15 protein-coding genes and 3 pseudogenes are annotated in these 21,232 nt (G+C 40.9%); 3 read left to right on the top strand and 15 right to left on the bottom strand.

Annotated features, from left to right (window positions below):
• Positions 1–7: 7 nt before the first annotated feature.
• From MUO15_RS06210 to MUO15_RS06225, 4 genes and pseudogenes are all read right to left on the bottom strand, one after another.
• A complete protein-coding gene (locus MUO15_RS06210) occupies positions 8–1,471 on the bottom strand; it encodes an FAD-linked oxidase C-terminal domain-containing protein (RefSeq protein WP_245034418.1) in 1,464 nt (487 codons plus the stop codon).
• Between the two features lie 5 nt (positions 1,472–1,476).
• Positions 1,477–2,865 carry a (Fe-S)-binding protein gene (locus MUO15_RS06215; RefSeq protein ID WP_245034420.1) on the bottom strand — a complete coding sequence of 463 codons (1,389 nt, stop codon included), beginning with the start codon at positions 2,863–2,865 and terminating at the stop codon, positions 1,477–1,479.
• Between the two features lies 1 nt (position 2,866).
• Positions 2,867–4,159, bottom strand: coding sequence for an FAD-binding oxidoreductase (locus MUO15_RS06220; protein ID WP_245034422.1), 1,293 nt, complete (start codon positions 4,157–4,159; stop codon positions 2,867–2,869).
• 175 nt (positions 4,160–4,334) lie between these two features.
• A pseudogene (locus tag MUO15_RS06225) lies at positions 4,335–6,514 on the bottom strand (malate synthase G).
• A gap of 270 nt (positions 6,515–6,784) precedes the next feature.
• Between MUO15_RS06225 and MUO15_RS06230 the strand changes: the two are divergent.
• The gene (locus MUO15_RS06230; RefSeq protein WP_245034424.1) at positions 6,785–7,669 is read left to right on the top strand and encodes a LysR family transcriptional regulator; all 885 of its coding nucleotides are present in this window, start codon (positions 6,785–6,787) and stop codon (positions 7,667–7,669) included.
• A 137-nt stretch (positions 7,670–7,806) separates the two neighbouring features.
• Here the strand turns inward: MUO15_RS06230 and MUO15_RS06235 are convergent, their stop codons facing one another.
• From MUO15_RS06235 to MUO15_RS06265, 7 genes and pseudogenes are all read right to left on the bottom strand, one after another.
• Positions 7,807–8,529 (bottom strand): LutC/YkgG family protein, encoded by a 723-nt coding sequence (locus MUO15_RS06235; protein ID WP_245034426.1) that lies wholly within the window; start codon positions 8,527–8,529, stop codon positions 7,807–7,809.
• Positions 8,526–9,956, bottom strand: a complete 1,431-nt coding sequence (locus tag MUO15_RS06240) for a LutB/LldF family L-lactate oxidation iron-sulfur protein (RefSeq protein WP_245034428.1) — start codon at positions 9,954–9,956, stop codon at positions 8,526–8,528. The genes MUO15_RS06235 and MUO15_RS06240 overlap by 4 nt, the downstream gene beginning before the upstream one ends.
• Positions 9,956–10,681, bottom strand: coding sequence for a (Fe-S)-binding protein (locus tag MUO15_RS06245; RefSeq protein WP_245034430.1), 726 nt, complete (start codon positions 10,679–10,681; stop codon positions 9,956–9,958). Before MUO15_RS06245 ends, MUO15_RS06240 begins: the two co-directional genes overlap by 1 nt.
• A 50-nt stretch (positions 10,682–10,731) precedes the next feature.
• A complete protein-coding gene (locus MUO15_RS06250; RefSeq protein ID WP_245034432.1) occupies positions 10,732–12,510 on the bottom strand; it encodes an L-lactate permease in 1,779 nt (592 codons plus the stop codon).
• Between the two features lie 220 nt (positions 12,511–12,730).
• Positions 12,731–13,450 (bottom strand): FadR/GntR family transcriptional regulator, encoded by a 720-nt coding sequence (locus MUO15_RS06255; RefSeq protein WP_245034434.1) that lies wholly within the window; start codon positions 13,448–13,450, stop codon positions 12,731–12,733.
• A 144-nt stretch (positions 13,451–13,594) separates the two neighbouring features.
• Complete coding sequence (locus MUO15_RS06260; RefSeq protein ID WP_245034436.1) at positions 13,595–13,810, bottom strand: hypothetical protein; 216 nt, start codon at positions 13,808–13,810, stop codon at positions 13,595–13,597.
• Positions 13,811–13,823: 13 nt separating this feature from the next.
• Positions 13,824–15,079 (bottom strand): annotated as a pseudogene (locus MUO15_RS06265) (DNA polymerase IV).
• 264 nt (positions 15,080–15,343) lie between these two features.
• On the opposite strand from MUO15_RS06265, the gene MUO15_RS06270 reads away from it, so the two are divergent.
• Positions 15,344–15,751 carry a hypothetical protein gene (locus tag MUO15_RS06270; RefSeq protein WP_245034438.1) on the top strand — a complete coding sequence of 136 codons (408 nt, stop codon included), beginning with the start codon at positions 15,344–15,346 and terminating at the stop codon, positions 15,749–15,751.
• 159 nt (positions 15,752–15,910) lie between these two features.
• Here MUO15_RS06270 and MUO15_RS06275 read toward each other — a convergent pair whose 3' ends face one another.
• The gene (locus MUO15_RS06275; RefSeq protein WP_245034440.1) at positions 15,911–16,432 is read right to left on the bottom strand and encodes a nitroreductase family protein; all 522 of its coding nucleotides are present in this window, start codon (positions 16,430–16,432) and stop codon (positions 15,911–15,913) included.
• A gap of 70 nt (positions 16,433–16,502) precedes the next feature.
• Positions 16,503–17,432, bottom strand: coding sequence for an MBL fold metallo-hydrolase (locus MUO15_RS06280; RefSeq protein ID WP_245034442.1), 930 nt, complete (start codon positions 17,430–17,432; stop codon positions 16,503–16,505).
• Between the two features lie 204 nt (positions 17,433–17,636).
• Between MUO15_RS06280 and MUO15_RS06285 the strand changes: the two genes are divergently transcribed.
• Complete coding sequence (locus MUO15_RS06285; RefSeq protein ID WP_245034444.1) at positions 17,637–17,993, top strand: protein YmzB; 357 nt, start codon at positions 17,637–17,639, stop codon at positions 17,991–17,993.
• 1,133 nt (positions 17,994–19,126) lie between these two features.
• Here MUO15_RS06285 and MUO15_RS06290 read toward each other — a convergent pair.
• Together MUO15_RS06290 and MUO15_RS06295 are read right to left on the bottom strand one after the other, a co-directional pair.
• A pseudogene (locus MUO15_RS06290) lies at positions 19,127–19,583 on the bottom strand (GNAT family N-acetyltransferase).
• A 442-nt stretch (positions 19,584–20,025) separates the two neighbouring features.
• A complete protein-coding gene (locus MUO15_RS06295; RefSeq protein WP_245034446.1) occupies positions 20,026–21,225 on the bottom strand; it encodes a phosphoglycerate dehydrogenase in 1,200 nt (399 codons plus the stop codon).
• Positions 21,226–21,232 lie beyond the last annotated feature (7 nt).

The raw sequence follows: 21,232 nt of genomic DNA on the forward strand, positions 1-21,232 counted from the left end.
CATTTGGCTAATGGGCCACCGTGTCTTTCACAATTTTTTTCACATCCATACAACGGCTTGGTGTAGGGAACAGCTTTCCTTGATTTAGTAGATTTTCCGGATTAAATACTTCCCTAATTTGGGTTTGTGCATCTAATTCTTCATCGGAGAAAATAAATCGCATTTCTTCTTTCTTCTCGATGCCTACACCATGTTCTCCCGTAATAGAGCCACCAACATCAGCACAGGCTTTCAAACAAGCAGTGCCGGCTTTCAAGGCTTTCTCAGTTTCACCTGGAACCCTTGCATCAAATAATATTAAAGGGTGAAGATTTCCATCCCCGGCATGAAAAATGTTAGCAATTCTTAACCCGTACTCTTGACTGATTTCCGAAATATTGCTTAACACTTTAGGTAATGTACTCCTAGGGATCACCCCATCCTGTACTAGGTAATCTGGTGATATGGCCCCCATCGCCCCAAAACCTGTTTTTCGATTAGCCCACCAGGCACCTCTTTCCTCCTCACTTTGAGCTACCTTTACTTCTCTTACGTTCCTTTTGTGACAAACCTTCAATATTTCATCGATTTGCTCCTCTATACCAGCACTAATTCCATCAACCTCAATGAGTAATAATGCTTCGATATCCTTGGGATGGCCTACCGGAAAGGAACCAGCTTCTACGCCTTCAATCGCGACTTTGTCCATCATCTCAAGTGCAGCGGGAACGATACCTGCTGAAACAATATCTGATACAGCGTGACTTCCGTCCTCAATATCGTCAAAATAGGCGAGTACGGTTTGCTTCCCCTGTGGGTTTTTTAAAATGCGCACCGTGATCTTTGTAACAATTCCAAGTGTTCCTTCCGAGCCCGTTAGCAGCCCAAGTAAGTCATAACCCGGACTGTCAGGGACCCCATTTTCGCTAATCTCAATGATTTCACCATTTGGAAGCACTACTTCAAGTCCTAATATGTGGTTGGTGGTTACACCATATTTCAAGCAATGAGCTCCTCCAGCATTTTCGGCAACATTCCCACCGATTGTGCACACATATTGACTTGATGGATCCGGTGCATAATAGTAACCCTTGTCAGAAATTGAGTTTGTCAATTTTAAATTCACAAACCCTGGCTGAACAACCGCCTGCCTGTTCTCATAATCTACACTGATCAGTTTTTTCATCTTTACCAAACTGATAATCACTTCTTCATTCAGGGGTATGGCTCCTCCACTTAAACCAGTGCCGGCACCTCTTGCCAGGAACGGGAGCTGATTTGCGGAACAGTATTTAACTAAAGAGGCAACTTCTTCTGTATTTTTTGGAAAGACAACTGCTTTTGGGAGAGCCTTTTCAATCACAAATCCATCACAGTCATAGGATAAAAGATCTTCTTTTTTATAGAGAATTTCGTTTGGCCCTACAATGTTTGCCAGCTGATCAATATGCTTATCACCACTGGTCTTCTTTTTTTTATTTAATAAGAACAATAAGTTCACCCCTCTCTAGCAGATAAAATTTCATTCTCATTTTTCGCATATCCATTCTCTTGATCTTTCTGGTAGGCCCAATCTAGCAATTGAACAGTATGAACAATCTCTGCTTTTCTACCATATTTTTGGACGCCTAAAGCCATTTGCAACATGCATCCCGGGTTACCCATCGAGATCATCTCAACATCCTCGGGGACATTTTCCATCTTTCTTTCTAACACAGCTCCCGCCATTCCAGGGTTGGTAATATTGTAAATTCCTGCACTGCCACAACATGTATCTGCATTTGGCTGTTCGATGTACTCTACTCCAGGTATATCATTAATAAGCTGACGAGGCTCATGACGCACCCCTTGGCCGTGAGCTAAATGACAAGCATCATGATAGGTGATTTTTTTGTTCAAAGCACTCCTTGGCTTTTCGTAACCGCTATCATATAGGTATTTAGAAATATCCTCTACCTTAGCCGAGAACGCCTCCGCTTTTTCTTTCCATTCAGGCTCATCCTTGAACAATTCAGGATACTCTTTTAAAGCACAGCCGCATCCAGCCGCATTGACAACGACTTTGTCTGCATCTCCAAATGCTTCTATATTTTGCTTGGCTAGCTTTTTACCTGTGTCCCGGTCCCCTGCATGAACGTGTAGAGCACCACAACAAGTCTGTTTTTTAGGCAAGGCTACTTCACTGCCATTATGAGTCAAAACGTTAATCGTTGCCTGGTTGATGTCGCTGAACATAACATCCATAATACATCCCGTTAGCATGGCTACTCTTGATTTCGCCTCACCTTTTGCGGGGATTACTTCAACATCCTTGTATCTGTTTTGTACTGATTTCTTTACCTTTGGCATGATCGATTCCATTTCAGCAAGGTGACTAGGCATAACTCGAATGGCCCCAGTTTTACGGACAGCTTTTTGAAGACCACTCGTTTGATAAAATTTCAAAAGTCCACTAATCGTATGGAGACGGTTTTTATGTGGAAATAAACCTTGCAAGAAAAATTTGCTAACGACACCTTTCACCCCTGTCAGAGGCATAGCTTGCCGAACTTGCCCTCTTGCTTCTTCAATAAGCCCTCCTACATCTACATCTGCTGGACAAGCTGTGGTACATGCACGACAATCAAGACATTGGAAAACGGGATCCATGAATTGTTCATTCAATCCAATCTTTCCCTCTGCAACAGATTTAATTAAATGGACACGCCCTCTCGGAGAATGCTGTTCCTGTCCCGTTTCTAAATAAGTTGGACAAGACTCCAAGCACATCCCGCAGTGGACACAGTCTGCCCATTTATTCTCATCAGGGTGATCCTCTGGGAAATAGTTACTTAAACTGATGGTCGAACAAGCCGGTTCATTATTTTTCACCTTTTCTACCAACATCTTATATCCCCCCTATGAATCGCTTATAGTTCAACGTATTATTGGGATCTACTTTAGCCTTAATGCCTTGGAGCAGGAAGTAATAAGAAGGAGTTTCTCCCCACACGTTTAATTCAGACCGGAGTTTAAGTGGAAGATGTTTGATGGTAGCATAACCACTTTTCAGTTTTGTAAAGTCTTGCATATGAGAGATCGCCGATGTAACACTAGATTGTGACCCCTTCAGAATAAGGTGACTTATTCCATGCCCCACACCCCCGTGAGCCTCTATTTCTACATGATATTTCCCCTGAATTCTTTGCGTTTCTTCAATAATATCGAGCACATGTAAGTTTTTACTCGCTATCTTAAGAACTGCCTCGAGATATTCCTCAACATCCTGGTCTTGCAGGCCATTCGGAGCGAGCGAAGAGAACTCTTTCCAAAACTCTCTCGCATCATCCCCTGTTAAAAGGTCGGTCTTAGCTCCATTAGGCTTGTGACCCTCCACCCAGTCTTCCTGAAAATGGACAGAATTCTCAACATCTTCAAACGAGATTAATAGATTATAACCACTTCTGTTAAGCAGCTTGTTCGACAGGGCGGGATTTAGCAACTCTAGTGAGGCCGGTTCTATCATGGAATCCTGAATCTCTACAGCAAATGATCGTAATTCTTCAAGCTTATCCTCTTGCATAGAGAGGACCACTAGGCTTTCGTACTTCGGTGTCGGACGTAACTTCAGTGTGATTTCAGAAATGACTCCTAACGTCCCCATTGAACCAATAAAAAGCTTATTCATATCATACCCGGCAACATTTTTCACGACTTTACCGCCAGTACGAATGATACTTCCATCCGGATAGACAACACGTAGCCCAATAACCAAATCCCGTGCAGAACCGTACTTTAACCTTTTGGGTCCACTTTCATTTGCTGCGATTACTCCTCCGATTGTAGAATCATTAGGCCAGTTTGGATCTATAGAAACCATTTGATTGTGCTCTTTAAGATAACTTTGTAGTTCCCTAATGGTCGTGCCAGGCTTTACAGTGACTGTCATATCACCAACAGTGTGTTCAACAATCCCTTTATAGTTTGCTAAAGAAAGTAAATAATCGTATTCCTCAATTAACCCTCCATAGCCTCGCTTAGTCCCTCCACTAATAATGGAAGCTTTTTTGCCTTCTTCATGAGCAAGCTTAAGTATTTCTGCAATCTCTTTTTCACTTCTTGGTGTCACAGCAGATAAACCATTATTGCCGAATGTCTTATTCGGGATGACCGTTTCATCCAATAACTCTTTTAACTCCATTATCATAGCCCCCTATAAAAGCCTTTATGAGGATGTACATGAGCAGCATTTCCAAAACGACAATTTGTTACAATATTCGAAAAATTACACCTAAAAAAATAGATATGTACGGCTTCCGATTAGTTAGGTTAAGAGGACCACTAACTCTATTCGAGTTCAATGGTCCTCCCTATCATTATTTAGCGTGAACACGACTTTTAGCTTCAATACGTCGACGGTGCAGAATTGGCTCCGTGTATCCGCTTGGCTGCTCTAATCCTTTAAACACTAAATCACAAGCAGCTTGAAATGCTACAGAGTTATCATAATCTGGAGACATGTTTCTATAATCAGGGTCAGAAGCATTTTGTTCATCTACTACCTTAGCCATACGCTTTAATGTTTCTACTACCTGATCATTCGTACAAACTCCATGGTGAAGCCAATTAGCAATATGTTGACTAGAGATCCTTAGTGTTGCACGGTCTTCCATTAGTCCGATGTTATTAATATCCGGTACTGTAGAGCAACCCACACCTTGCTCTACCCAGCGTACAACATATCCCAAAATCCCCTGTGCATTGTTATCCAATTCTTCTTGAATTTCTTCAGAACTCCATTGTGGGTTAGTTGCTAATGGAATTTCTAAAATATCATCCTGCTGGTCACTTAAGGATTGCGACAAGTTATTTTGAGCCTCTCTTACGTCAACCTGATGGTAGTGCAAAGCGTGCAAGGTAGCTGCAGTAGGTGATGGTACCCAGGCTGTATTGGCCCCAGCTTCAAGGTGACCGCCTTTCTGTTTCATCATGGCATCCATCATATTAGGCATCGCCCACATCCCTTTACCAATTTGAGCCCTGCCCTGTAAGCCGCTTTCCAGTCCCACTTTTACATTCGACTTTTCGTAGCCTTGAAGCCACTTGGATGATTTCATGTCATTTTTACGTATCATAGGTCCATCCGCTTCCATGGAGGTGTGAATTTCATCTCCAGTTCGATCTAAGAAACCTGTATTAATAAAAACGATTCGTTCTTTCACTTCATTAATCGCAGCCTTTAAGTTTAAAGTGGTTCGGCGCTCTTCATCCATAACCCCAATTTTCAGGGTATTACGCTTGAGTCCTAGCAGGTCTTCTGCACGGTTAAACAGCTCATTTGCAAACGCGACTTCCTCTGAACCATGCATTTTTGGTTTAACGATATACACTGAACCTTGGGTGGAATTTTGATATTGACCATTCTCTAAAACATCGTGCTTGCCGACCAGTCCTGTTATGACTGTGTCTAATATCCCTTCAGGAACCTCTTGACCGTCCTGATCAAGCACTGCTTCGGTTGTCATTAAATGACCGACATTGCGAACAAACATAAGTGAGCGTCCAGATAACGTATATTCCTTACCATCAGGGGAGGAATACGTGCGATCCGGGTTCAATGTCCTAGTAAAAGTCCTGTCACCTTTTGTAATCGTTGCAGATAAATCCCCTTTAAATAGGCCAAGCAAGTTTCTATACACGAGCACCTTATCTTCAGCATCAACCGCGGCTACGGAATCCTCACAGTCCATAATTGTTGTCAATGCAGATTCTACAAGAATGTCTTTTACGCCAGCCTTATCTGTTTTTCCAATCGGATCTTGCGGATCAATTTGAATTTCAAAATGTATTCCGTTATTTTTAAACAATAGAGTATCAGGGCTTTCCGGCTGACTGGTATAACCGGCTAACTGAGAATGATCACTTAGTCCAACGGATGCTCCGCTTTCTAAAGCCGCGGACAATCTGCCACTTATAACTGAATAGGCCTCTACATCTTTATGAGACCCTTGTTCTAAAGGGACAGATTGATCGAGAAACTCTTTAGCATAAGTAATGACTCTTGCTCCTCGAATGGCGTTATAAGATCCGCCAATTTCTGCCCCATCTTCTTCACTGATCACATCTGTTCCGTAAAGAGCATCATACAGACTCCCCAGCGAGCGTTTGCTGCGTTGATCGCATAACGAGCATTGTTCACTGGTACGACTAGTTGAGGGCCTGCCTGATGTGCAATTTCTTCATCTACATTTTCAGTAGTGATCTGTACATCTTTTGCAGGAGGCTCTAAATAGTTAATTTGCTGCAAAAACGACTTATAAGTTTTGTGATTAAAGTTTTGCTTATGTTCTTTATGCCATTCATTTATTTTGTTCTGTAAGTCATCACGTTTGGCTAACAACTGCTTGTTTTTAGGTGCAAGATCTTGTATGATAGCTCCTAACTCATGCCAAAACTGCTCACCCGTCAGCCCGCTTCCTGGTATGGCCTCTGAATTAATAAATTCATATAATACGGGGGACACTTGAAGATTACCAACCTGTACGTATTCTTTCATAAGTAAATTCCTCCTTAAAATGAACATTTTTAATGATAGAATTTAATTCTGGAGAAGTTTCTGCAGGTGGTGAACTTACCGAAATTCCTGCTGTTCACCTGTAAATGAAACCCCTTTCAAGTTCTCTTGCAATTCCTAACTACATCTATCCGTTCTTCATCTCTTATACTATAATAAAAACCTAGATATAAGAAATACATATTTAGAATGTCACTTATTCTATTTAGTTATAATTAACTTTTCAGATAACAACATCACAGGAGGGGTACTATGGATATTCGTCATTTAGAATATTTTTCTGAAGTTGCTAGACATTTAAGCTTCACTAAGGCTGCTTCTACATTACACGTTTCCCAACCTTCCATTAGCAAAGTAATCAAGAATTTAGAAGAAGAATTAGGTGTGCCGCTGTTTTATCGATCCAAGCACTTAGAATTAACGGATGCTGGAAGAGCGGTCTTAGCTAATGCGAAGGATGTCCTTGAGGCCTTCTCTAACCTGACATCAGAACTAACAGATATCATGGATTTAAAAAAGGGTGAAATTAAAATAGGAATCCCCCCCATTATTGGGGCCGCTTTTTTCTCCAATCTTATCAGCCACTATAAAGAAGCATACCCCTTGGTTGAGATCAACTTGACAGAGGTTGGTTCAAAAGAGATTAAACGCGGAGTAGAAGATGGGTCATTGGATATTGGTTTGATTTGCAATATCCCTATTAAAAAAGAAAATTTTGAATTAATCAGGGTTATAAAAGACCCTTTAATGCTCATTGTCCACAAAGAAAACCCCTTAGCGGAACAAAACTCAATTGATCTATCAAAATTAGAAAAAGAGCCGTTTATTTTATATCGAGAGGACTTCACCCTTTATGACCGGATTATGGAAGAGTGTTCCATGAAGGGATTCGCACCCAAAGTCGTCTGCCACAGCTCTCAAAAAGATTTCATGATCGAAATGGTAGAGGCAAAGTTAGGGATTGCATTATTACCAAGTAAGATTTGTCATAAGATTAATAATCCAGAAATTAAAGCGATTCCTTTAACTAATTCTAATATAAATTTGGAATTAGCGATGGTATGGAAAAAGAACAAGTACTTGCCTTTCAGTGTCCGTGAATTTATATCAATGGCAGAGGAATTTATTATAAAGTAATGATCTAACGCTTTAAGCTATAACAAAAGCTCTGAAAACAAAATGGCCTTTTCCCATAAAAATAGAAGGCAAATCCCTGCGTTAGAAAGGTTTTGCCTTCTTTCTTTATTGTAAGACGTAACAGTCCTTTAAGATAATCACCGATCCTTTACCACGATGTATGTTGCTTTTATCGGTCCATGCACCCCATAGACATTGTTCATCTCGATATCAGCACTGTTACTAGGTCCGGTAATGAAATTGACACAGGAGGCTACCTGCTCCCCACCTTCAATTCGTTGATGAATCTCCCTTGTAACCTGCGACATTCTAGGAACGATGGTACTTTTCGGGATAATAGCTACATACGTAGAAGGAAGCAAACTAACCGAACGCCCTTTGCCATTGTCACTGAATAATACCACGGTGCCTGACTCTGCCAGCGTAGCATCACTAAACGTAATCCCAACGTCGGCCTGCTCCGCTCTTCTTATACTTTCTTCCCCGTTTAGGGCATCCCATGTAAAAACGTCGATGCCCCGTTTAGTTTGAAGCTCCTCCAGGTTATTTCGCAATGCAAATGTGTCAAAACGCGGATCATCCCAGGTCACCGCCGAACGAGCATGATATTTTTCTATCACCCTCGTGATCTCTTCCTCTAGTCCGTTCATATCTGTGCGCACAAAGTCTGTATGAATGTTACTGCACTGCCTTTCAAGAACATCAACAAGCTCATCTTCAGTGCTGTCCTGAAGTACGCTCCATTGGGGTTGATGTTCCCACACAGGTCTGACTACATCTGCCTTTTTCCGATCACGGCCAAGGCTGCTTGCAATATTGTTTAAAAACATTTCTTTATTTTGAATCGTACCTTTTGTCATTTGTTTCCTCCTCCTTTCTCCCGATTTTTATACCAATCTCTGAATCTTTCTTTTCGTGGTACAGGAAATTCACGAACATCTGTCCAAGCTTTAAGCGGACCAGGTCCTTTAGAAATTTTCCCTTCTTTTACAAAAGGAGTAACGAGCAGAGGGGCCAATTTCGTGCCTAAACGGTATAAGGAAGAAGAACCCGTTCCCATGCTGAATCCCTTCATCACCCACTTTTCTCCAAGGTCCGACTTCTTCTCCTCTTCCACGATATTTTTCCGGTGCATAATCAGTTGTTCATGAAGAGGGATCTTGACAGGACAAACGTCTGTGCAGGCACCGCATAATGATGAAGCATAAGGTAATTCTTTATAGTCTTCGTAGCCGCCGAGCAGTGGGGTGAGCACGGCCCCTATGGGTCCCGGATAAATCGAGCCATAAGCATGGCCTCCTACGTGACGATAAACGGGGCAGACATTAACACATGCAGCACAACGAATACAGTGTAAAGATTCCTGGAATTCCGTTCCTAAAATTTTAGAACGGCCGTTATCCACGATGATTAGATGAAATTCTTCTGGACCATCTACATCACCTTCCTCTTTCGGACCTGTTAACGCTGTAACATAACTTGTTAGTTTTTGACCTACAGCCGCTCTCGTTAATAGGCTTACCATCACATCAAGTTCTTCCCAGGTTGGGACAATACGTTCCATCCCCATGACCGTAATTTGGGTGTCAGGCAGGGTAGATACCATCCGAGCGTTTCCCTCATTCGTGACGAGAGCAAATGATCCGGACTCAGCAACAGCAAAGTTACAGCCTGTTATTCCGATATCCGCCGATAAAAATTCCTTTCTCAACTGCTCTCTTGCGAATAAGGTAAGCTCTTCTGGATTTTCCGTTTTATCATATCCCCTTCGATCTCTAAAAACATCACGGATTTGCTCCTTATTTTTATGCAGAGCCGGCGCGACAATATGTGATGGTGGGTCATTTTCGTCAAGCTGTAAGATATATTCTCCCAGGTCTGTTTCGACGACCTCGCACCCTTCTGCTTCCAGTGCTTCATTCAACGAGATTTCTTCGGTTACCATCGATTTAGACTTGACGATTTTTTTCGCTTCTTTTTTGTTGACTACCTCTTGTACATAGTTGTTTGCATCTTCTGCCGTTTCGGCAAAATAAACATGCCCGCCAAGCTCAGCTATCTTTTCACTTAACTGCTGCAAATAGTAATCCAAATTTTCCATCGTATGCTGGCGAATTTCCTGTCCGTGACTACGCCATTCTTCCCAATCACCTAGCTCCTCAGCCGCGTTTGTCTGTTTGGACTGCAATCTCCCCTGAGCCGAACGAACAGCTCCACGCATGAAATTGTTACCCAGACCCTTTTCTACTCGACTTGAAAAATTCTTATCACCTACGTGCATTGGCATTATCCTTCACCTCGACTGTTTAAGATTTCAGCTATGTGCATGACTTTTACCGGCTTGTTCTTCCGATCAAGACGACCACCGATTTGCATTAAGCAGCCGCCATCCGCTCCAATTAATAGATCAACATCGGTTTCTTCAATGTGTTCAATCTTCTCATCAACCATCTGCTCTGAAATGGCTGCCATCTTTACAGAAAATGTTCCCCCAAACCCACAGCAATCCTGGCGGTTCGGCAGCTCCTCAAGCTCCAATCCTTTCACATGGCTCAACAGCTTAAATGGTGCTTCTTTTACTCCAAGAAGGCGTGTCATATGACACGATGTGTGATAGGTGGCCTTGCGATTAAATTCAGCGCCGACATCAGTCACTTGTAAAATCTCTGTCAAAAATTGTGTGAGCTCAAATGTTTTCTTTTTTAATGATTTTGCCTTTTCCCGCCACTCTGGCTCGCCTTCAAATAATTTATCGTACTCATGAAACATATAGGCACAAGATCCTGAAGGACTGACGACATATTCTGAATGTGCAAATGTTTTAATCATATTTTTAGCTGCTGCTTTTGTGTTCTCATGATAGCCGCTATTGTAGGCTGGCTGTCCACAACACGTTTGTGTCTCAGGAAAATCCACCTCACAACCGAGCCTTTCTAAGAGCTCTACGCTGGCTTTCCCTGCATTGACATAAAATAAATCACCGAGACAGGTAATAAATAATGAAACTTTCATGCTACATCCCCTCCTCCTTTAGCTCAGACCAACGTTTACATTTCAAGTAATTAAGCAGATATATCTAAATCCTTAGAGTTTTTGTTAAAGTGTATTCCTTTTCCGATAGCAGCAGCTATAAAACCTCCCAAGATGATTAAAAGCATAGTGCCTATATTAAAACCGAAACCATTTAGGTAAACGTACCCTAGTGTTCCAGCAAAGATTACATAGAAAAACATAGGAATGAGCAGCCTGCGAATCAACTTACCTTCTTTCCCCATTAATCCGGCAGCTGCCGAGGCGGCAACTACATTATGTACACAAATCATATTCCCTGCTGCCCCACCAACAGCTTGAAGGGAAACGATGGTACCCGGTGAAACTCCAATCGTATTTCCTACTCCGAATTGGAACAGCGAAAACATCATATTACTTATGGTGTTACTTCCCGCAACAAAAGCACCAATTGCTCCAATCAACGGTGCAACGAGAGGATAAAAGTCTCCAAACAATTGTGATATCCCCTCAGCTAATACTAATGGCATACTATTAAAGTCAGCCGCATTTACATCAGAATTAATAAATATTTGTACTAAAGGGACCGTGAATATGAGGGCCACCATTGCACTTAGTACCGTTTTAAAGGAATCTTTAACGGCTGCACTGTATTCAGACAGTTTCATGCGGTATAGGAAAATAGCTATAATCGATACCACAATAAAAACAACGCCAGGAATATTTAAAGGTTCTGTAGATACTGTAATGCCCGTGCCAAATAAATGGGGCAACGTAATGTCCCAGGCTTTCAACCAACTGCTGAACGGCAAAGAAGGTAATCGTGTAACCACAAGCAGGACAGCTACTAGCAAGTAGGGAACCCAAGCGCCGAGTGTACTGACTTTTTGCTGTGGTTCTTCTTCTTTTATTTTTAGATTTCCCACCCAATCAGCGTCCCAATTTTTCTTTTCATCAAAGCCCCACTCTTGTTTAGGCATGAAGAGCCCTTTTTTAGCGGCTGGAATAACAATAGCCATTCCAACTAAACCACCGATTAATGAAGGAAATTCGGGTCCAAGTAAATTGGCAACAAGTGCATAAGGAATGGTAAATGCGACTCCCGCAAATAGCGCGAATTTCCAGACAGCGAGTCCTTCTTTAATAGATTTATTTTTACCAAAAAAGCGGGTTAACATGACTGAAATAAACAGAGGAATAAAGACTCCCACAATTCCGTGAAAAATTGCTACTTGACCACCTATTTGGACAATATAATCCATGAAACCAATACCTGTTTCGCTCAGATGTTGATTAACCATTCCTGAATCTTTCAAACCTGTGTTCACACCTATTAATATCGGTGTCCCTATTGCCCCATAAGAAACAGGTGTGGACTGTAGCATTAAGGCAACCATTACTGCCCCCATTGCCGGGAAACCAATGGCCACAAGTAGTGGAGCAACAATGGTTGCTGGGCTTCCCCATCCGGCCGCCCCTTCGAGAAATGATCCAAAAAGCCAACAGATTATAATCGCCTGAATCCGCCTATCTGCTGTTATGTCGGTGAAACCCGAGCGGATGGTATGAATCGCCCCGCTTTCCTTCAGTGTGTTCAAAAGTAACAAAGCCCCAAATACAATTAAGCCAACTTCAAGGGCCGTGAACACTCCCTTTATGGCAGCAGCACTAATTTGATTTGTCGGCACCTCCCATATGAAACTTGCTGTCATTACAGTGATGGCTAGAGAGATTGGCATGGCCCACTTTGCCGGCCACCGCAAAATAACTAAAAATAGAAAGACTGATAGTATTGGTATGAGTGCAATCAATACAAGATACCCAATACTCATAGGTTAACCCCCTTCAGAGATATGGTCATCAGATGACCTGTCGGATATTCATCATTATAATATAAAGCGTTTTCATTAAGCAAGTTGGAATTTGAATAGTTTAAAAATATAGTAAATAAGTATGGTGAGTTGGTGGACTTATAAAAATACGAAAAAGCCCCTTACTTGTCATTCTAGGAGCTCTGTACTTCATGAGTCATTTAACCTAAAGGAGGACTTTTTATTTGGGAGGAATGTATTTAAGCAGTGTATGTTCAACCTCTGCCAAATGATTTAACATTAACTCTTGTGCTTTCGCTGAATCTTTAGACTGGATGGCTTCAAAAATTTGTTTATGCTGTTGGTAAATCTTCTCTAATGTCCTCTGCTGAGAATACAGCCAGATGCGTCTTGTCTCAAACATAGCTTCCACCATCGTTTCTGACACACTATCCATTAAATCAATTAGAAAGCGATTGTGAGAAGCTTCTGCAATAGCCATATGAAACCGCAAGTCTGCTTTCTCCCCAAGCTGTTCATCCCCCTTGGCATTATGCATATCCGAAAGCGCCTTCTCAATTGCCTTAATGTCCGATTCTTTGGCGTTCTCTACTGCAGAGCTGACACTTCCTAATTCCAGGATTCTCCTAATTTCCAATAGATCACGGATATCTTTTTCACTCATTAGGACCGTGGCAGTTGCTATTGATGTCGTAAGTACTTTTGGATCAAACTCACGGATATAAGTACCCTCGCCCTGTCGCATTTCCACAATTCCTTTTGCTCGTAAGGCACTTAATGCTTCACGAATAGCTGACCTGCCTACGCTAAAGTCTTCCGCTAGCTGCTGAACAGAATTAAGCTTATCTCCTGATTTTAAATCGCCTTTTTTGATCATATTTAATAATTCATCTGCCACTTCTTCATATATTTTGCGTGTCTTGATTTGTTTATAAGCCATCGGCACACCTCTGTCCTGTTGATTAATTCCATTTTACCGAAAGCACCATGCAGCGGCAAATCTGTAATTCTGAAAAAAGTATGTTCTCACGTAACTCATATCAGGAAAAACATGCGCTTACAGACATTTATAATGAATTCATTACTATGCCCCCAATTGTTTCCGTACAGCTGCAATTGATAGAATATTTACCTTTAGAAACGTTCTGACCTTTCTCCGCGAATAACAATAAGCAAGTATTTCCTCATCCCTAATGTCAAGTACTCTAATGACCCTTTGAGAAATTTGACCGTCGGTAGCCAAGTAAATCATTTCTAGCTTCTGCTTCTGTTCAACCGAACGGCTAAGTAAACCCTCCATTCTATTCACCCCTTTATGCATAGTGTCCGCCGATTTTTTTGCTGCGTTCGAGTGTAATTCCGCCACTGGTATAGCTGCTTGCTCGAAGCAAGGCCGTCGAACCATACTGATCACGAATTTTGTCCATCACAGCCCCTATATCCTTCCTTCTTGGTCGATCATCAAATAAACTCAGCTGAACATCAGTTTCCTCACCTAAGCTTGTGAGCGCGATGGACGCCCGACGTATTTTGCTTTCCCCGTCATAAAACCGCTGGAATAAACGTAAACAAATTCGATAAACATCCATGGTAATATTTGTAGGTACTTGAACAGACATGGAGCGACTGAAGCCCCCGCCTGTTTCTATTGAGTAACCTATTCCTAAATGGACCGTCCTGCCTTCTTTACCATCATGACGCGCCCGCCGGCAAGCTTCCTCACATAAATCAAGAAGGCAGGCAAATATTTCTTCTTTTTGATACTCCCTCAACAGAGTGATCCCATGGCCATAAGATTTTTGTTCCGTCTTAACAAAATTCCCATAGACGGGACTTAAATCAATCCCCCATGCATGCCAATATAATTGCTCCCCCATGACACCGTAATTCTGTTTGAGATATTTCAAAGGATGGCCTGCCAGTTGCCCTAAAGTTAAAATGCCCATACGGTTTAAGTTCCTCGTCATCCGCGAACCGATTCCCCATATATCATGGATATCGCAAGGCCATAACATTTCTTCGACATCCTCATAGCGGCATTCAGCGATCCCGTCACTTGCCTTCTTCGCGTGAATATCCATGACTACTTTTGCTAGAAACTTGTTTTCCCCTATACCAATAACACATTCAATTCCAAATTGTTCACGTACCTGGGTCTGAATCATTTTTGCGATATCATATGGAGGTCCATAGAGATTTTTCAACCCGTTGACTGTTACCCATAATTCGTCTACCGAGTAGATGTGTATCGCTTCTGGGGCACGAAATTCCTCATCATTTTTGATATCTCGGCCGAAACTTCTAAATAATCTCCCATATGTGCCGGGGCGATAATAAGATCAGGATCATTAGGCAGTTCAAAAAATCGACTAACATTGCTTATTCCATGCTTCTTTTTAAGAGAAGGTGATGCAGCCAAGACTATGCTCCCACGCCTACTTGTATCTCCGACCACGGCTAGTAGCGCTTTCAGAGGATCCAAGCCACGCTTAACACATTCCACGCTTGCATAGAAAGACCTTATATCAATACATAGGACATCATTCCGTGGATAACCTGTATAATTCACTTCCCTCACCCCTTATAACGAACATTTGTTCCTATTATTATATGTAGGAAATAGCTGAATGTATACTTGGAAATTATTCCAACAAAAGACCTCCTTGTGGGAATACCTATACTCAAGGGAGGACTTCGGACAATCCTTCACCAACTTAGAAGGATCAATTTCTCACCACTGATGATACAAGAAAAGGAATACGAAGAACTGCTCTCTATACATGCACATACTCCATTTAGGTGAATATCCTAACGAGGTAAAGGAGGGATTTTCATGCACGAAAATAACGTACATGGAATGCAATATGGAAATCAGATGCATCCAGGGGTCCAAGGAGCATACCAGGACGACGATGTAAAACAACTATGTAAAAGGTATAGACACTACCATGTTATAGGACAAATGAGAGACGGATCACATGTTGAGGGCATCATCACAGATATGGACGAGAATGACGTAGAGATGTTAGTTCCTGAAGAAGTTGATGGGAGCCAAGTCAACAGGCAATTTGGCTATGGATATGACGATGGCTATAATGGATATGATGATTACGATGACGATTATAATGGATATGGTGGCTACCGAAGAAGATACCGTCGATACCGACGACGTCGTTTCCCCTATCGTTTTTTCAGAAGACTATTCCCTTACCCATACTATAACTATCCTTACTATTATTAATTAGGTGATAGTAGCGGAATAAGACAAGTACTGGAAATGAGTGGTTCATCAAGAAAAGATAATAAATCCCACTTTTATGCAAGTGAAAAAGTCTTGTCAAAGCTCGCTCGATAAATTATCCCCTCTTTGGCTTAGAGGGGATAATTTCATAACCATATTTTAAAATTTTTCATAGCGAACAACTTCATCTCTCGGCACATGGTTCTTCGGTTTAGGGGGTTCGCCTGGATACCCTAGTCCTAACCCGGCAACAACTCGACATTCTTCTGGTATTCCTAAAAGATCTCTCACATACGTTTCCCGTCTCCCTGACTCTTGCTCATCTTGTAGGTTATAAACCGCACCAAATGCGGACCCAAGTCCAACCTCGACAGCTTCAAGCCAGATGAACGCACAAGCAAAGGAAGCATCTTGCAGCCAATATTTACTTACTTCCGGTTTCCCGATGACGACAATGGCCGCCTGTGCTTCTTTCTTCCATTTCATGTAAGGGGTTGTGTCAGCTAACTCATCCAAGGTGTTACGATCCTTTACGACAATCAAATATTTAGACGGAAGATTGTTACCTGTAGGCGCAAAAACTCCTGCATCCTCCACTTTCTTTAAGATATCATCTGAAATCGGCTCATCAGTGTATGATGTAATTTCACGCCGCTCCCTGATTGCTTCCGTAACATCCATCTATATCTCCCCCATTTATTTTTTAGGTGTCACATTTTCAGGTTATATACCCTAAAATTGGGAAACCAGATTAACTTGCCCGGAACATGGTCTGCCCATCGACTACTTCCCGCTCCACTTTTCCAAGCGCTTCTAAATAAATCAGTCGTGTAAGCGTAGCCATAAAAGGGCTTAAAAACAAAATAATATGTAAAGTCCCGTACATTTCCTGACATATGTCATTAGCTGTTTTCCTCTCATTCTTAACGGCATCTAAAACTCCCTGAAGACGTCCATCATGCCTCTCCCTAACTTCATTCACTCTATCAGTTAAATTGTAAATCAGATCGCCGTGGCCAGGCATAGCCACATCTGAGGGATAACTCTTTATGAGCTCTAGAGAGTTATAATATTCTGTTAGTGCATTCCTTTCTTCACCTGACCACAGCCCAATCACCGGAGAAATCCCTTTTAATAGATGATCGCCGATAATCATGACTTTGGCTTTTTTGTTGTAAAAGCAGAAGTGATCTGGAGCGTGACCCGGCGTCCAAATAGCCTCAAAGAGATCTTCGCCCAGGAAAATCTTTTCATTTTTCTCAAAAAGCCCATCAGGCTCGAAATCGTAAATAAAAGAATCATCTTGCATTTTCTCGGGAATTCCAGGTCCTCCGTGTTTTTTGACCAGGCTGTCCATTCTATCCCTGACGTTTGTTTCGCGATGCTTCTTCATTTCTTTGTAACCTAAAAGCGATGTATATACAGGAACACCGATATCCTGCTGAAACCATTTGGCTAGCCCGATGTGGTCCTGATGAGTATGTGTTAAAACCACTTTTTCGATCACGATCCCTGATTCCAGTACCCTTTCCCATGCTTCTTTTGCTTCATCCGAATAAGTACCTGTATCAATCACGGTATAACCTTCCTTACCTTTCATTAGATAAGAATTTACTTCTTCCATCCCTGATGGAAATTGGACAACCAGTTTATGTATGTCTTCAGTGATTTTTTCTAGCATGTATCTTTCCCCTTTTAGTCTAAGTTCAATATGATTATTAACTGTAACTTTAGCTCTTATAATTGGGGCCCGTCAATAAATTTATCTGAAAATTTAATTAGAGTTAAGGAAAAACTCATTCTATATTCTAAGACATTAAAATCCATAAAGTTTCCGTATGATTCTCTCCTTCTAGGGAAAATCTAAATGACAGGAGGGATTATGATGAGCCATGAATACTTATCAGTAGAGGAATTTAATGAGTTGTTGCATAAGTGGAGTGGAGAAAAGATTAAAATCTCGAAACAAGAACTTGACGACCACGATGAAACATTGATGGAACTAAATTCCATTTCTTATTCAAGAAACACCAGACGGATGGATGAATATGAGCCGATGCATGCTTTACAATTAAATGGTGCTGGAAAAATCCAAACGGAGGCTGCGGATCCTCAGACTCTTCCATCAGCATTTTACGAAATACCACTGGAAGATACGACCTTATATCAATTTGATGATTCACGTTTTTCTTTAATTACAGATAGAGGCATTTATACAATTGAGCTTGCAACCGATCGTTAATTTTTTCGTTGGTTAGGGAACATATTCATAAGGAACCAAGCATGTTTCTGGCTAGGATGCTCCCTCTCTTTTTAACTTTAGTCTTCACCTTTTGCTCGATAAAGTTCCTTCTCTAAAAAGCTATGCTTCATTAAAATAGGTGCGGCATTTGATTTGACTTATTAATCGCACAGCTGTGGTAATCCCCCACGGTTGTCATTTTTTTATAGTCACAATATACATAAATACCGCCTATCGTTCCACATGGCAAATCCATCCCGCAAAAAGTCCAGTAGAATAAAACCGGGTTATGTTCGTAAATCAGGATTCTTCCAATAGGCGTTCAATTTGATTTTCAGGGACGAAAGAAATTTTCATAATGATTTTAGAGTGCGTCCAGTATAAGACTTGTTCAATTAAATGGTCCATACATAAAAAGATGGAACGCAATTCTTTGTTCTAGAATCGCGTTCCGAGCTTGGATTACGTTCTTGGTTAGTCCGTTTATATTGGCGGTGAGACCAGTTGGTTAAAAAAACTGCACCATATACGATGCAAAATACTTAACAAATATAAGCCTTCAATATTACCCACGTTAAATATATTGTTTACATGCTACCCTTAAATGGAAAATTGACCATATATAAGAGATGCGTTTTAGCGAAACTAAGGGCAAAAAAATAGACTTTCTTATTATGTAAGAAAGCCTATGTAATGTAATTAAAACCTTCGTTAGAGAACAACAGCTTGTCTTACATGTATGCCAATCCCCTACCCTTATCCTACCATTTATACGAGGGGCGGAAATACGGAATTTATGAACTTTTCACACAATTTTCTTTAACCCTAACAGATTTTCTGCTAATATAATCAGAATAGAGAAGGCAGAAGTCCTTTCATTAGTGACCTCCCCTGGACATCTAATATATAGGTTCTCCTTCTCTATTCATTACCTAATTTATTAATACAAAGATTGGTGCCGGCACCGCCTACGCCGAACACCCTAACAACCACTTATGTTGTTCAACCTCTTACCACCATAATTGAAAGCGCTTGCAAAGTCAACCTAAAACCACTCAAGGACCTGTATTGGATTTAAGCCAGTCCATAAATAATTACCTTGTCCCACTAAAACGCCCTGCTTGGAGAAGATTCTAAACTACAGCCCTGTTTACATTTTTAATAACTGCCATTTCCTTACCAAACCAATCACCATTGTCAACAAACCCCAAATTCGAGTATAAATTATGTGCTCCAACGTTTTCTGGATGATAACCTACAACAATTTTTTTCGCATTTGGTAATTTAGCCATCTCTGAAATCATTAACTTAGTTGCCGCTTTACCTATATCCTTGCCTTGAAATCTCTTATCTATCATAATTCTATAACCCGTTAAGTTCTTCTTGAACAGAATTGCACATTAAAAGACCAACTACTTTTTCTTCAAAATAAATAGCATATGGTTTTAAACGTAGGTTCAAATTGTGATTGAGCAACTGATATAGTATTTGAGTCAATATATTTTGATTGTTTCCTAGATACTTTTAATTCACAGCATTCAAGCAATTTTCTGCATTTAATTTCAAAAGTTTCACATTAAGTGTACTCATAAATTTTTCCCTTTCAAAATTTGGGGGAAACGCTAAACCACTTTGTTAATTAGACGTTATCCCCTTACATTTATTGATGACCGAAACTTTTTGTTTGTCATAATGCTCCTTAAATAAATATTTCTTACAATTTAATAAATAAATTTTTAGACTAACTAACCAACTATACCATATTCCTTAGGAAATACTTATGTTCCTCACCCTATCCTCTCTTTTAAGCCTTACTAAATTAAACGGCCCTTTAATGGAATAAAACAGACCATACACTTTCAAAATGTATGGTCTGTATCATTATAGTTATTAAAGTTCTGTGACTACCGAGAAGGTTGTTGGACCTAACTTCAAAAATTTATTAAAAATTCTAGACCTTGTATAAGAGTTTAAGTGCAATAATCCAGCTCAACTCAAGGTGAGGCATTGAAGAAGCGTAGAAATCTTTTTTTTAAATAATGCGGACGGAAACGATGCCTTCGATCTGGTTTATTTGCGCTTCTAAGTCGGGAATGACATTACCGTTTACTTCATTATCAATATCAATCATGGTATAGGCATAATCTTCCCGGCTTCTGTTCACCATGTCAGCGATGTTCAAGTTGTAATTTGATAAAGCTGATGTGATCTGACCAACCATGTTTGGAACGTTATGATGATAAGCTGTCACACGGCGCCTCCCAGTATAAGGAAGAGAAGCATTTGGGAAATTCACTGAATTTTTGATGTTTCCTGTTTCCAGAAACTCCTCCACCTGGCGAGCAGCCATAATCGCACAATTTTCCTCTGATTCTTTCGTGGAGGCACCAAGGTGAGGAAGTGGAATGGCATTTTCCATTTCCAGCACGTTTTCATTTGGAAAGTCTGTCACATACTTACCAACTTTACCACTTTCAAGGGCAGCCGCCATATCTTCTTCGTTCACCAGCCCACCGCGGGAAAAGTTCAGAATATTGACACCAGGTTTCATCATGTTAAATGTTTCTTCATTGAACATGCCGCTTGTATCCTTTGTTAACGGAACGTGCACTGTAATGTAATCAGAATAGGCAAACAGCTCCTTCATTGTCATGGCACGTTGCACATTACGAGACAGGTTCCAGGCAGTATTAACTGAAATAAATGGGTCAAACCCTATGACATCCATATCGAGGTCTAGTGCATCATTTGCTACTAGAGAGCCGACCGCTCCTAATCCAATCACCCCTAATGTTTTTCCTTTTATTTCTTTTCCGATAAATTGTTTCTTTCCAGTTTCTACAAGACTCGGAATCTCTTCGCCTTTTCCTTTTAACGTCCTGGCCCAGGATACACCGGAAAATAGATTACGGGATAACGCCATCAATGAAGTCAGTACTATTTCCTTTACAGCATTCGCATTAGCACCTGGTGTATTAAACACGACAATTCCACGTTCTGTATAATCTTCGACCGGAATATTATTGACGCCCGCGCCTGCCCTTGCAATTGCTTTTAGATTTTTGCCAAATTCCATGTCATGCATGTTATAACTGCGCACCACAATGGCGTCAGGATTCTCACTATCGTTATCTATTGTATAATTCACCTTTTCGAATACATCCAAGCCACGATCAGCAATGTTATTTAATGTTTTAATCGTGTTCAATTTGTCTTGTGTTAATGTGCTCATTTTGTTC

It is taken from the genome of Halobacillus amylolyticus (assembly GCF_022921115.1).
Lineage (GTDB): Bacteria > Bacillota > Bacilli > Bacillales > Halobacillaceae > Halobacillus_A > Halobacillus_A amylolyticus.